Source organism: Pseudomonas sp. I2 (assembly GCF_040984075.1).
Lineage (GTDB): Bacteria > Pseudomonadota > Gammaproteobacteria > Pseudomonadales > Pseudomonadaceae > Aquipseudomonas > Aquipseudomonas guariconensis_B.
On sequence record NZ_JBCGFQ010000055.1, the window covers coordinates 22,203 to 34,965 of the forward strand.

Annotated in this window: 12 protein-coding genes; 6 read left to right on the forward strand and 6 right to left on the reverse strand. The window is 62.8% G+C overall.

Features of this window, described 5'->3' with window-relative positions; genetic code table 11:
* The first annotated feature begins 63 nt into the window (after window positions 1-63).
* Window positions 64-1,149 (forward strand): TerC family protein, encoded by a 1,086-nt coding sequence (locus tag WCE05_RS22160; protein ID WP_253104548.1) that lies wholly within the window; start codon window positions 64-66, stop codon window positions 1,147-1,149.
* 116 nt (window positions 1,150-1,265) lie between these two features.
* Here the strand turns inward: WCE05_RS22160 and WCE05_RS22165 are convergent, their stop codons facing one another.
* The 4 genes from WCE05_RS22165 to WCE05_RS22180 form a co-directional block, all read right to left on the reverse strand.
* A complete protein-coding gene (locus WCE05_RS22165) occupies window positions 1,266-1,685 on the reverse strand; it encodes a hypothetical protein (protein WP_368816565.1) in 420 nt (139 codons plus the stop codon).
* Window positions 1,686-2,074: 389 nt separating this feature from the next.
* Complete coding sequence (locus WCE05_RS22170) at window positions 2,075-2,476, reverse strand: hypothetical protein (RefSeq protein WP_368816566.1); 402 nt, start codon at window positions 2,474-2,476, stop codon at window positions 2,075-2,077.
* The gene (locus WCE05_RS22175) at window positions 2,469-3,869 is read right to left on the reverse strand and encodes a PAAR domain-containing protein (RefSeq protein WP_368816567.1); all 1,401 of its coding nucleotides are present in this window, start codon (window positions 3,867-3,869) and stop codon (window positions 2,469-2,471) included. The genes WCE05_RS22170 and WCE05_RS22175 overlap by 8 nt, the downstream gene beginning before the upstream one ends.
* A 316-nt stretch (window positions 3,870-4,185) precedes the next feature.
* Window positions 4,186-5,415: an acyl-CoA dehydrogenase gene (locus tag WCE05_RS22180; RefSeq protein WP_225789647.1), complete on the reverse strand. Its 1,230-nt coding sequence runs from the start codon at window positions 5,413-5,415 to the stop codon at window positions 4,186-4,188.
* A 141-nt stretch (window positions 5,416-5,556) separates the two neighbouring features.
* Between WCE05_RS22180 and WCE05_RS22185 the strand changes: the two genes are divergently transcribed.
* From WCE05_RS22185 to WCE05_RS22195, 3 genes are all read left to right on the forward strand, one after another.
* A complete protein-coding gene (locus tag WCE05_RS22185) occupies window positions 5,557-6,483 on the forward strand; it encodes a LysR family transcriptional regulator (protein ID WP_225789648.1) in 927 nt (308 codons plus the stop codon).
* A gap of 188 nt (window positions 6,484-6,671) precedes the next feature.
* Window positions 6,672-7,826, forward strand: a complete 1,155-nt coding sequence (locus WCE05_RS22190; protein WP_368816568.1) for a cysteine desulfurase family protein — start codon at window positions 6,672-6,674, stop codon at window positions 7,824-7,826.
* Between the two features lie 110 nt (window positions 7,827-7,936).
* Window positions 7,937-9,409 carry an MFS transporter gene (locus tag WCE05_RS22195; protein ID WP_368816569.1) on the forward strand — a complete coding sequence of 491 codons (1,473 nt, stop codon included), beginning with the start codon at window positions 7,937-7,939 and terminating at the stop codon, window positions 9,407-9,409.
* Between the two features lie 49 nt (window positions 9,410-9,458).
* Here the strand turns inward: WCE05_RS22195 and nfsB are convergent, their stop codons facing one another.
* A complete protein-coding gene (nfsB, locus tag WCE05_RS22200; RefSeq protein WP_368816570.1) occupies window positions 9,459-10,109 on the reverse strand; it encodes an oxygen-insensitive NAD(P)H nitroreductase in 651 nt (216 codons plus the stop codon).
* A 103-nt stretch (window positions 10,110-10,212) separates the two neighbouring features.
* Between nfsB and WCE05_RS22205 the strand changes: the two genes are divergently transcribed.
* Window positions 10,213-11,100: a LysR family transcriptional regulator gene (locus WCE05_RS22205; RefSeq protein WP_225789652.1), complete on the forward strand. Its 888-nt coding sequence runs from the start codon at window positions 10,213-10,215 to the stop codon at window positions 11,098-11,100.
* A 17-nt stretch (window positions 11,101-11,117) separates the two neighbouring features.
* Here the strand turns inward: WCE05_RS22205 and WCE05_RS22210 are convergent, their stop codons facing one another.
* Window positions 11,118-12,326 carry a sugar transporter gene (locus WCE05_RS22210; protein WP_225789653.1) on the reverse strand — a complete coding sequence of 403 codons (1,209 nt, stop codon included), beginning with the start codon at window positions 12,324-12,326 and terminating at the stop codon, window positions 11,118-11,120.
* Window positions 12,327-12,428: 102 nt separating this feature from the next.
* On the opposite strand from WCE05_RS22210, the gene WCE05_RS22215 reads away from it, so the two are divergent.
* A complete protein-coding gene (locus WCE05_RS22215; RefSeq protein WP_368816571.1) occupies window positions 12,429-12,620 on the forward strand; it encodes a hypothetical protein in 192 nt (63 codons plus the stop codon).
* Window positions 12,621-12,763 lie beyond the last annotated feature (143 nt).

Here is a 12,763-nt window from a genome sequence, read left to right on the forward strand (position 1 = left end):
GGCTGCCGAGCCGCCATGTCGGAATCACTGTTGCCATGCAACGTCGACAATCAAGGAGGGGCTATGGCGGCTCTACAGACATTCCTCACGACTTCTTTCCTCGGCACCAGCACCTGGTTGTGGCTGGTGTTCATCGCTATCGTCGTCGGCCTGCTGGTTCTGGACCTGGGCGTGCTGCACCGTGAGAACCGCGAGATCGAGATGCGTGAAAGCCTGCTGTTGTACTCAGGCTATTTCAGCGTCGGCGTGCTGTTCGGCGCATGGGTCTGGTACGAACTGGGCGCCCAGTCGGCCCTGGAGTTCTATACCGGGTTCCTGGTGGAACAATCGTTGTCGATGGACAATGTGTTCGTCATGGCGATGATCTTCGGCTTCTTCGCCATCCCTCGCCGCTACCAGCACCGGGTGCTGTTCTGGGGCATCCTCGGGGTGGTGTTCCTGCGGGCGATCATGATCGGCGTGGGGGCGGCGCTGGTGCAGAACTTCGCCTGGGTGCTGTACCTGTTCGGCGCCTTCCTGCTGTTCACCGGGGTGAAGATGGCCTTCTCGCGCCAGGAGAGCCATCCGGACCTGGCCAACAACCCGGTACTGCGCTTCGTGCGCCGACACATGCGGGTGACCGACCAACTCCACGGCGCGCACTTCTTCGTCCGCCTCACCCCACCAGGAACGCACAAGGCCTTGCGCTATGCCACCCCGCTGTTCCTGGCCCTGGTGCTGATCGAGCTGGCCGACCTGGTGTTCGCCGTCGACAGCGTGCCGGCGATCTTCGCCATCACCCAGGACCCGTTCATCGTCTATACCTCGAACATCTTCGCCATCCTCGGCCTGCGCTCGCTGTACTTCGCCCTCGCGGCGCTGATGCACCGTTTCGTCTATCTCAAGTACGCACTGGCCCTGGTGCTGATCTTCATTGGCTGCAAGATCTTCTACCATGGGCTGGTGGGCAAGGTGCCGGCGCTGTTGTCGCTGGGGGTGACGTTCGGGTTGCTGCTGGGCGGGGTGGTGTTGTCGTTGGTCAGGACGCGGGATGGGCATGCCAGTCCGGTAGCAGCCACTGTCGAAGATGCAAAGCCAGAAGCGCCGTCGTCAGCGGTTGACAACGAATCAAGGAATGAAGAAAAGAAAGACCCGCATATGCGGGTCTGACTCTGGGCTTGACCATTACCGATGCGACTCAAGGCCGCTGGCTCCGTCGAACGTCAAGGCAACAAATTCCACGTGCACATTTACCCAAAGTGATGACTCGCAGCGAAAACCAGGTCCTAACTCTTGGAAAAATATTCCGTCAATTCAACCAAGCCTGCAAAAATCGCCAACCATACCAACCCAACGATCGTTAGCCATACTGATATGACCATTCTCCTTCTCAGCTTTACAGGAAAATTATCAAGCTCCTCTGGGCTTAGTAGCCCCCTGCGCAAATGCGGCCCTGGAAAGGTCACCAGTCCGCATACCGAGCATATGAGCAACCAGCGGGACTTGAAACTCCCCATCCCCCAGAAACCTTTCATCTGTTCAAGATACGGATTACTCTTAATAGCAGAGATAGCAATATAAAAACTAGCAGAACCCGCAATGCACGCGCTGATTGCCACTCCAGACACTCCAGACACTCCAATAACAAAAGGTATCATGATTAGAATTATCTGTAGTTTCACTGACCATCCATTTATATCAATCATTGTCGTCCTCATAAACCTTTCCGGCCATCCGCTCGCCTGACCCTCCGCCCCAATAACCATACTTTAAATATTTTGCCGCCTTCGCTATCTTATTTAACGGTGACCCACATCCTGGGTGTCTCCCCTCGTTTTTGATCTGTGATTCGTTGGGCAGGAACCTGTGGAGGCCAGTCAAGCGAAGCATGACTCATGCGAGAACGCAACAACAAAAGAAAAAGATCTACAGATACGGCCAAAAAATAAAATCACTTAATTTTTTCGCAATATTATTTTTGCACAAATAATCATCGCCATTTGAAACTTCCAGTCCCCACGCACGTTTCACCTGCTCTAAATGGGGATCACTGGCGATGGCAGAGCACGCGACCAGGTAGTGCAAACTTGAACGCTCACTTCGTCTTTGCAAACTGTATCAACGCATACCCGACCATCATCCAACTAAAGCCAACGATTACCAGCCAAGTTGAGAGCACCAGCTTGCGCTTGAGGGCCTTAGGGAACGCCTTTAACTCCTCCAAACTAACAAGCCTTCTACGTGCATGATATCTAGGAAAAGAGAGAAGCCCACCCGCTAGGCAAACTACTATCCAGCGTGCCCGATAACTGGTGGCACCCAAAAAATTCTTCATTTGTTCCAAGTAAGGACTACTGCGTATCGACGACTTCACGATCTCGAACTCATGCGACCAAGCAACGTATGCGCTGATGGCCACTCCCATCATCATGAAAATGAGTGGTGTAACCGTAAAGGCAAGCTGCACTTTCAGTGGCCAGCTGTTTATATCAATCATGCTGCCCCTCATAAATCTTCTCCCCTACAAGCTCGCCAAAGCCTTCGCCAGCAAGACCACCGACAACCGAGCCAGCCCCCACGAGTGCAATGCCGCACACCGGCGCCCCAATACCTGCCGTCCCTACGGAAAAAACACCACAGACCGAAAGGGCCGCCAGCCCTGCGAGTTGACCACCTGCTGTGCCTCCTGCAAGGCCACCGGTAAAGCTTCCAGCTTCGGTCAAACGAACTTTCTTGCAAGCCTCCGTCTCGCCGGCACGACATACCTCTTGCACTTTCAAATAGGACGAAGCACCACCCAACCCAACCGCAATATGTCCACCGTACTTAAGGTATTTACCAGCCTTGGCCACCCTTTCCAGATGCGTCGCATACCCTGGAATCTGCCCCGGCCCACCCGCTTTCGACCAGTGATGAACAAGGCTCTTGGTTGAAATATTCAAATCCTTTCTTAACCGTTCATAGTTTCCAAGGTTCAGTTGCTTGTTGAGAAATGCCGCTTTCAGCTGGCCGTCCAGCTGTTGCAAGAGTTGACGCCGCGAAGCGAAGAACTGCGGGCTGTTCAAATGTCCATGCTGCACGAACTCACGCTGATGCAGTTGCTCGATCTGCGTCAACGTCCTGCTGACTTGCTTCAACCCTTGGTCCAGCATGTCCTTGCCTACGCCCATCGACTGGCTCGCCCCGCTGAGCAAACCCGCGATCTCGGCTTGGTGCTGCATCATGAAATCTGCCCCAGCGAAATCAAGCGCAACCAAGGCGCGCCGCGCACGCTCCGCAGCCTCCATCAGTTGGGCTTCCTCACGGGTGCAGGCATCACCCTTGTCCGGGTCGCCGATGACGAAGATCTCTCCCGCCTTGAACCCCTCCTCGAACGTGGGGTTGAGCATTTGCAGCCGAGAGATCGGCAAGGTGTTGTCATGCTCGGCCAGCTCAAGCAGCACCTGGGAAAAGGACATGCTGCGTGGCACGATGTAGAAACCGGGCTCGAGGGTGCCGGGCAGCGCGCTGGCGTAATGCCGCGAAGCGCCGTCGAGCGCAGGGTTCCAAGCTTGGGCAGGGGGCGTACTGGCTCGCGCCGTGGCCTGCTGCGAGGCCTGCGGAGACGGCGGCGGGCTGAAGAGCGGCGCCACCACACGGTTGCTCCCGCTAGGGCACCCGCAGGCCACCAATGCCCCGTCCATCACCACGGGTCGGCCATCGGAAATGAAGAAGGGGTACCCCTCGACTATTCGGCCAACCTCGCCACACAGCGGACAGGGTGTCGTGGCGTCGCCCTCTCGAAGGACCATGCGTCCGCCGGAGAAATAACCCGCGCCCGTACCGATACAGGTTGCGCCCGTGGTGGTGAGGTCGCCATCGACCGCCTGCCCTTTGCCATCCAGACGCATGTGCCAGCTCCTTGTGCTTGATGAAGCCAAGGAACCTAGCAGCTTAGGAAGGGGCTTTTTCCCTGCTTGCGGCGTTATAGACGTTTCCTACAGACAACACAGAATTTACGGTCAACCTGCACCATTTTAATGGCGACGCGGACTCCGCTAGCGACTTACACCAATAGACGATCGATGCCCCTTCGTCTATCTCAGGCAAGCGCTCGCCCCATCGCCAGCAAGCCCACGTTGCTCTGCATGACACACGATTTGTGAGCACCGCAGACCTCGGCGATGGGCTGCAAGGCAGCCCCAAGATGCCAAAGACAGGCTCCAATCAATGCCCGCCGCGCAACATCTCCCGCGGCACGTACTTGCCGATCTCGTACTTGCCAATGGCCGCTCGGTGCACTTCGTCCGGACCGTCAGCCAGGCGCAGGGTGCGCTGCATGGCATACATGTAGGCCAACGGGAAGTCGCCGCTGACCCCTGCCCCGCCATGCATCTGGATCGCCCGGTCGATCACCTTCAACGCCACGTTCGGCGCCACCACCTTGATCTGGGCGATCTCGCTGCGTGCCACCTTGTTGCCGACGGTGTCCATCATGTAGGCAGCCTTCAGCGTCAGCAGGCGCGCCATGTCGATCTCCATGCGCGAGTCGGCGATCTTGTCGACGTTGCCGCCCAACCGCGCCAGGGGGCGACCGAAGGCGGTGCGGCTCACCGCGCGCTTGCACATCAGCTCCAGGGCGCGCTCGGCCATGCCGATCGAGCGCATGCAGTGGTGGATGCGGCCCGGGCCCAGGCGCCCCTGGGCAATCTCGAAACCACGTCCCTCGCCGAGCAGCACGTTCTCGTAGGGCACCCGCACGTTCTCGAACAGCACCTCGGCATGGCCATGGGGAGCGTCGTCATAACCGAACACCGGCAAGGGCCGTACGATCTTCACCCCGGGCGCATCGGTCGGCACCAGGATCATCGAATGCTGCTGGTGGCGCGGCCCTTGCGGGTTGGACAGGCCCATGAAGATCATCACCTTGCAGCGCGGGTCACAGGCGCCGGAGGTCCACCACTTGCGGCCATTGATCACCCACGCATCGCCGTCGCGCACGGCGGTGGCGGCCATGTTGGTGGCGTCCGAGGAGGCCACGTCCGGCTCGGTCATGGCGAACGCCGAACGGATCTCGCCACGCAGCAATGGCTCGAGCCACTGGCGCTTCTGCGCCTCGCTGCCGTAGCGCACCAGCACCTCCATGTTGCCGGTGTCCGGCGCCGAGCAATTGAACGGCTCCGGCCCCAGCAGCGAACGCCCCATGATCTCGGCCAACGGCGCGTACTCAAGGTTGCTCAGGCCCGCACCGTACTCCGACTCGGGCAGGAACAGGTTCCACAGGCCTTCGGCACGGGCCTTGGCCTTGAGCTCCTCCATGATCGCGGTGGGCTGCCAGCGGTCGCCCTCGGCGACCTGGCGCTCGAACACCGGCTCGGCAGGATAGACGTAGGTGTCCATGAACGCGGTGACGCGCTCGCGCAGCGCCTGGACCTTGGGCGAATAGGCGAAATCCATGAGGGGTTACCTTCAGTCGATGAAGAACATGCAGCAGAGCCTAGAGCACCGGCGCTCCATCCACCTAGTCTATTTTCTATGTGTATAAACATTCATAACCGATATATGATCGACCAATAATTCCAACAAAGAGCGGCGCCCATGAACCTCAGCAAGGTCGACCTCAACCTGTTCATCGTCTTCGATGCCATCTACACCGAAGCCAACCTGACCCGTGCCGGGCAGATCGTCGGCATCACCCAGCCGGCAGTGTCCAACGCCCTGTCGCGTCTGCGCGAGACCTTCAACGACCCGCTGTTCGTGCGCACCGCCCAGGGCATGGTGCCCACGCCCATGGCGCAGAACATCATCGGCCCGGTGCGCAACGCCCTCGCCCTGCTGCGCACCTCGGTGCAGGAAAGCCGCATCTTCAACCCGCAGCAAGCCAACAAGACCTTCCGCATCAGCATGACCGACCTCACCGAGGCGGTGATCCTGCCAGCGCTGTTCCAGCGCCTGCGCCGCCTGGCGCCTTCGCTGGTGATCGAGAGCTTCCTGTGCAAGCGCCGCGAGACCACCAAGGAGCTGGCCGCCGGGCGCCTGGACTTCGCCGTCGATGCGCCGCTGAACATCGATCCGCAGGTGCGCCACGTCAAGCTCATGCACGACCGTTATGTCTGCGCCCTGCGCCCGGGCCACCCGCTGGCCGACGGCAAGCTGACCCTCGACAGCTACCTGGGCATGACCCACATCCATATCTCCAGCCGCCGCAATGGCCTGGGCTACGTCGACCTGGCCCTGGGCAAGATGGGTGTGCAACGCAAGATCGCCCTGCGCTCGCAGCACTACCTGATGGCCTCCCAGGTGCTGCAGCAGACCGACATGGTGATGACCGTCCCCGAGCGCTTCGCGCGCCGCCACCAATTGCGCCACCTGCCCTTGCCGGTGGAAGTGCCGCCGCTGGAAACCCACCTGTACTGGCACGAGAGCACCGACCAGGACCCGGCCAACCGCTGGATGCGCGAGCAGATCATCGAGCTGTGCGAACGTGTGGTGGCGCAAGAGGAAAAAACCTCGGAACCGACCTGACCTGGCGAACGGTTAGAGATGAGTACCTTCAAATAAGAGAAATATTTCCTACAAACAAGACCAAAAATTGAAATATTTTCTTAGTCTCCAGAAAAAGAGCGAACAGAAGGCAAAATGCATCCCGCTGCGCCGCGTACGATGGCTCCATCGATCGCCATCCCAAGGCGACAAGCACGGACTCGCCCATCATGCCTAGCGCCCCGCTCTACTTCGACTATGCCGCCACGACCCCGGTCGACGACCGGGTCATCGAAACCATGCTCGCCTGCCTCGGCCGCGAGGCCAATTTCGGCAACCCCGCCTCCCGCGGCCATCACTATGGCCAGGCTGCCAGCGAGGCCGTGGAGCAGGCACGTCGCCAGGTGGCCGAACAGGTCGGCGCCGACCCAGCCGACCTGGTCTGGACCTCCGGCGCCACCGAGTCCAACAACCTCGCGCTCAAGGGCATCGCCCAGGGCGTCGAGCGACCGGGCCACCTGATCACCAGCCAGCTGGAGCACAAGGCCGTGCTGGATACCGTGGCCGAGCTGGAAGGCCTGGGCTGGACGGTCACCCGCCTGGCACCTGACCAGGCCGGCCTGATACGACCGCAGGCGGTGCACTCGGCGCTGCGCGAGGATACCCGGCTGGTCTCGCTGATGGCAGTCAACAACGAGCTGGGCACCGTCACCGACTTCGCCGCCATCGGCGACCTGGTGCGTGCCCATGGCGCCCTGTTCCATGTGGATGCGGCCCAGGCCGTGGGCAAGGTGGCCATCGACCTGGCCCGGGTAGCGGTCGACCTGATGTCGTTCTCGGCCCACAAGGTTTATGGCCCCAAGGGCATCGGCGCGCTCCATGTCGGGCCTCGGGCACGGGCAACACTGCGCGCGCAGATGCATGGCGGCGGGCACGAGCGCGGCCTGCGCTCCGGCACCCTGGCCACCCACCAGATCGTCGGCATGGGCAGCGCCTTCGCCCTCGCTGGCCAGCCCGGCGACAGCGAGCACCAGCGCATCGAGCGCTTGAGCCAGCGCCTGCGCGAGGGCCTGCTGGCCCTGCCGGGGGTGAGCCTCAACGGCTGCCCTACCCAGCGCATTGCGCATACCCTGAACCTGTGCATCGATACCCAGGGTTTCAACAGTGCCGCCCTGGCCAGCGAGCTGGCGCTGTCCTCGACCTCGGCATGCAACTCGGCCAGCAACGCCGCCTCCCATGTGCTGCTGGCCCTGGGGCTGGATGAAAGACAGGCACGCAACAGCGTGCGCCTGAGCCTCGGGCGCTATACGACCGAGGCCGAGGTGGACAAGGCGATCGAGGTCTTCGCACGGGTGCTGACGGCAGCCAGCGCGTCGTTGTGGTGAGGGAGGGAGGCGCTGTCGCCGGCTCCCAGGCGGCAGCGTCTCGATGTTTGAACTCCGGCACGGCAGGGGGCTCCATCGGGTAACCACTCTTCGCCAGCGAAGGACCTGCCATGACCACCCGAGCCCTGCGCGAGCCCAGCACCACGGACCAGCACCTTTACGCCACCGATATCCCCGCCCGCCTCGATCGTCTGCCCTGGACCCGCTTCCACACATTGCTGGTGCTCGCCCTGGGCATCACCTGGCTGCTCGACGGCCTGGAGGTGACCCTGGCCGGCTCGGTGTCCGGCGCGCTCAAGGACAGCCCGGTGCTGCGGATGAGCAACACCGAGGTCGGCCTGGCCGGCGGCGCCTACATCGCGGGTGCCGTGCTCGGCGCCCTGTTGTTCGGCTGGCTGACCGACCGCCTCGGCCGGCGCAGGCTGTTCTTCGTCACACTGGCCTTGTATATCGGTGCCACGGCGGCGACGGCCTTCTCGTGGAACCTGGAGAGTTTCCTGCTGTTCCGCTTCCTGACCGGCGCCGGTATCGGCGGCGAGTACACCGCGATCAACTCGACCATCCAGGAGTTCACTCCGGCGCGTTTTCGGGGCTGGGTCGACCTGACCATCAACGGCACCTTCTGGCTAGGCGCCGCCCTGGGCGCACTGGGCTCGGTGGTGCTGCTCGACCCGGCGCTGGTCGGCGGCGAACTGGGCTGGCGCCTGTGCTTCGGCATCGGTGCGCTGCTGGGCCTGTTCATCGTGCTGATGCGCCTGTGGATCCCGGAAAGCCCGCGCTGGCTGATGATCCACAACCAGCCGCAGAAGGCTGAGCGCATCGTCGCCGACATCGAGCGTCGCTACCGTGAGCGTGGTATCGAACTGCCGCCCATCGACCGCCCTCCCCTACACCTGCACGCCCGCGACCACACGCCGCTGCGCGAAGTGTTCCACAGCCTGTTCGTCGATCATCGTCGCCGTGCGCTGGTGGGCCTGACCCTGCTCAGCGCCCAGGCGTTCTTCTACAACGCCATCTTCTTCACCTATGCGCTGGTACTGACCGATTTCTACGCGGTGCCCTCCGAAGACGTCGGCTGGTACGTGCTGCCCTTCGCCCTGGGTAATTTCTGCGGGCCGCTGCTACTCGGCAGGCTGTTCGACGTAGTCGGCCGACGCATCATGATCAGCGGCACCTACCTGGTTTCCGGCGTGCTGCTGACCCTCAGCGGCTACCTGTTCCAGCAGCAACTGATCGATGTCACACAACAGACCATCGCCTGGATGGTGATCTTCTTTTTCGCCTCCGCCGCCGCCAGCTCCGCCTACCTGACCGTGGCCGAGACCTTTCCCCTGGAGATCCGCGCCCTGGCCATCGCCGTGTTCTACGCCTTCGGCACCGGCCTCGGCGGGTTGCTCGGGCCGACCCTGTTCGGTGCATTGATCGAGACTGGCGAGCGCAGCAACGTGCTGTACGGTTACCTGGTCGGCGCCGGGCTGATGATCGCCGCGGCCTGGGTGCAGGCACGCTGGGGCGCGGCGGCCGAACGCCAGCCACTGGAACAGGTGGCCAGGCCCCTATCGCAGGTGCGTGACCGGCGATAGGTCGCAGGTGACTGATTCTGGGGCGCGGGCGGCCCCGATCAGCCAGGTTTCAAAGGAAGGTGAACACGGCCGGCGCTGGCAGGCGCGACTTGTTCAGACCGGCGTTGAAGTCCTCCTCGCTGCGGTAACCCAGGCTCAGCAGCACCACGCTGGTGAAGCCACGCTCGCGCAGACCCAGTTCGGCATCCAGCACCTTGCTGTCGAAGCCTTCGATGGGGGTAGCGTCCAGCCCATGGGCGGCGGCGCCGAGCAGCGCGGTGCCCAGGGCCAGGTAGACCTGCTTCTCCATCCAGTGCTGCAAGTCCTTCTGGTCGAAACGGTGCAGGTCGACATAGCCAAGACGCGTCTGCGCCTGCCCGGCGCGAGCCTGCTCGGTGCGGAAACGGCCATCGGCGGCTTCCTGCTCCAGTACCGCCTGCAGGTGCGACTCGGGCATCTCGGTACGGGCGGCGAAGACGATCACGTGGGAGGCGTCGAGGATCTTCGGCGTGTTGTAGGCGAAGGCTTCGGTGCTCTTGGCGATGCGCGCCTTGCCTTCGGCGCTGTCGGCCACCACGAAGTGCCAGGGCTGCGAGTTGACCGAGGACGGGCTGTGGCGCAGTTGCTCGAGCAGCGCGTCGACGGTGGCCTGGGGGATCTTGCGGCTGGCATCGTAGGCCTTGGTGGTGTAGCGACGTTTGGCGAGCGTAACGGTATCCATCGAAGCGGCTCCTTGGGGAGAATGACGTTGCCGGGCATCTTATCTTTCTTTTGAAAAAGAAAAACTGGCACAATGCAGCAACACTTTCACCCCTGGAGTGAAAATGCTGCGTATCACCGATCTGGCGTTGTTCGTCCGCAGCAGCGCCCTGGGCAGCTTCACCGCCGCCGCCCATGAGGCCGGCCTGCTCCCCGGCCAGGTCGCGGCGGCGATCAAGCGCCTGGAGCGCGAACTGGATGTACGGCTGTTCGCCCGCACCACCCGCAGCCTGCGCCTGACCGCCGAGGGCGAGCTGTACCTGCCCACCGCCCAGGGCGTGCTCGACACCCTGCGCCAGGGCCGCGACAACCTGCACGGCGCCCACAGCACCCTACGCGGCGTACTGCAGGTCTCGGCCCCCTCGGACCTGGGGCGCAACATTCTGCTGCCCTGGCTCAGCGCCTTTCGCCGCGAGCACCCGGACCTGAGCCTGCGTTTCTTTCTCTCCGACCAGGTGGCCGACCTGTACCGCGACCCGGTGGACGTCGCCATTCGCTATGGCCTGAACCAGGAAGCCAACTACATCGCCCTGCCCCTGGCCCCGTGGAACCGTCGGGTGCTGGTGGCCTCGCCCGGATACCTGGCCCGTCACGGGCGGCCGCGCACGCCCGAGGAGCTGCAGCAGCATGCCTGCCTGTTGTACCTGCAGCAGGGGCGGATCTACGACAAATGGCGCCTGGGCAGCCTTACCGTGCAGGTGCGGGGCCCACTGTTCAGCGACGATGCCGATGTGGTACGGCGCTGGGCACTGGAGGGGGAAGGCATCGTCTACAAGTCCTGGCTGGACGTCAGCGCCAACGTCGCCGCTGGCGAGCTGGAGGTCCTGCTGCCGGATCATCCCGGCGAACTGACGCCGGTGACCTTGGTGTGCCCACACCGCAAGCAACTGTCGCCGGCGGTGTCGCAGTTGCATCTATGGCTGCGTGAGCGTTTCGCCGCGCTCGAGCCCTGAAGCCGCTGTTCCATTAGTCAGTCAAACGGCATTGCGGCCGCCGCACGGTAGCGCTGCACGCTAGCCACCGCCAGCACCAGGCCAGCCAGCGCCACGCCACCGCCAACCAAGCCGATATGGGCCACGCCCAGTTGGCTGCTGACGATGCTGCCCAGCAACGCGCCGCCGCCGATACCGATGTTGTAGATCCCGGAGAACAGCGCCATGGCCACGTCGGTGGCGTCCGAAGCGAGTTTCAGGGTCTTGGACTGCAGCGACAGGCTGAAACTCAGGATCGCCACGCCCCAGACCATGCTCAGGGCGGCGAACAGGTAGAAATTGCCCGACAACGGCAGCAGCAACAGCAGGCAGGCCGCCAGGGACGCGATGGCCGCCACCAGGAAGCCCTGCGGAAAACGGTCGCTGTAGCGGCTGAACAGCACCGAGCCGAACACCCCGGCGCCACCGAACAGCAGCAGCAACAGCGTGGTGCGCTCGCCGCCGATCTGCGCCACATGCAGGGCGAACGGCTCGATGTAGCTGTAGGCGGTGAACTGCGCAGTGATCACCAGCGTCACCAGGACATAGGTGATCACCAGCGCCGGCCGCTTGAACAGGATCGGCAGGCTGCGCAGCGAGCCGGAGTTCTGGCTCGGCAGCAAGGGCAGCGACTTCATCAGGCAGAGCATGGTAGCCAGGGCCACCCCAGCGATGCTGAGGAAGGTGATACGCCAGCCCAGGGCTTCGCCCACCACACGCCCCAGGGGGATGCCCATGACCATCGCCAAGGTAGTGCCGGTGGCCAGCAGGCCCAGGGCCTTGGCCTGCTGGCCGGGCGGCGCCACGCGCACCGCCAGCGAGGCGGTGATGGCCCAGAACACGGCATGGGCCAGGGCGATCCCGATACGGCTGACCAGCAACATGGCGAAACTCTGCGACAGCCACGACAGCAGGTGGCTGAGGATGAACACCAGGAACACGAACAGCAGCAGGCGGCGCCGCTCGATGTTGCGCGTCAGCAGCATCATCGGCAGCGACGCCAGGGCCACCACCCAGGCGTAGATGGTCAGCATCAGGCCGACCTGGGCGGTACTCATGTCGAAGCTACGGCCGATGTCGCTGAGCAGCGCCACCGGGACGAACTCGGTGGTATTGAAGATGAAGGCCGCCAGGGCCAGGGCGATGACGCTCAGCCAGCTGCCGCCACCTGCGGTCGGCGGCAGGGTGGTGGGAATGGGTCCGTTCATGGATGGAAATCTGTTCTCCGCAGACAAGGCGACAGGACGCTCGCCACCTGCCCGGGTAAAAGGCAGGTGACGCACGGTTTGTTATTGGAAGGAATGCCCGGCATGGTACGCGTCCAACCAGGGCCTCACAACCATGACAGCAAGCGCAGTACCATGCCCGCTCAGCCTGGACACACCGCGGAACGTCGCGAGTACTGGCAGCATTACCTGGGCTCGACCATCAGTGCCCTGGGCTGTCAGGGCAGCCTATTCGAGGGCAAGCCAGCTCTAATAGAAAAGATCGTCACCCATTGATTTATCAGGGGTCCATGGAAGCCGGATTACCGGATGGGCCGCACAGCGGCCTCAACCACAACTTCCCCTATCTACTGGCGCAGCACCATGGCCACGATGGTCGCCTGTAACTCATCCTTCGCCCGCCCGGCCTCCAACTCCCC

Coding starts and splice junctions, on each gene's coding strand:
- WCE05_RS22160 (WP_253104548.1), top strand. CDS start 64: ATGGCGGCTCTACAGACATTCCTCACGACTTCTTTCCTCGGCACCAGC.
- WCE05_RS22165 (WP_368816565.1), bottom strand. CDS start 1,685: ATGATTGATATAAATGGATGGTCAGTGAAACTACAGATAATTCTAATC.
- WCE05_RS22170 (WP_368816566.1), bottom strand. CDS start 2,476: ATGATTGATATAAACAGCTGGCCACTGAAAGTGCAGCTTGCCTTTACG.
- WCE05_RS22175 (WP_368816567.1), bottom strand. CDS start 3,869: ATGCGTCTGGATGGCAAAGGGCAGGCGGTCGATGGCGACCTCACCACC.
- WCE05_RS22180 (WP_225789647.1), bottom strand. CDS start 5,415: ATGGATTTCGCCTATTCGCCCAAGGTCCAGGCGCTGCGCGAGCGCGTC.
- WCE05_RS22185 (WP_225789648.1), top strand. CDS start 5,557: ATGAACCTCAGCAAGGTCGACCTCAACCTGTTCATCGTCTTCGATGCC.
- WCE05_RS22190 (WP_368816568.1), top strand. CDS start 6,672: ATGCCTAGCGCCCCGCTCTACTTCGACTATGCCGCCACGACCCCGGTC.
- WCE05_RS22195 (WP_368816569.1), top strand. CDS start 7,937: ATGACCACCCGAGCCCTGCGCGAGCCCAGCACCACGGACCAGCACCTT.
- nfsB (WP_368816570.1), bottom strand. CDS start 10,109: ATGGATACCGTTACGCTCGCCAAACGTCGCTACACCACCAAGGCCTAC.
- WCE05_RS22205 (WP_225789652.1), top strand. CDS start 10,213: ATGCTGCGTATCACCGATCTGGCGTTGTTCGTCCGCAGCAGCGCCCTG.
- WCE05_RS22210 (WP_225789653.1), bottom strand. CDS start 12,326: ATGAACGGACCCATTCCCACCACCCTGCCGCCGACCGCAGGTGGCGGC.
- WCE05_RS22215 (WP_368816571.1), top strand. CDS start 12,429: ATGGTACGCGTCCAACCAGGGCCTCACAACCATGACAGCAAGCGCAGT.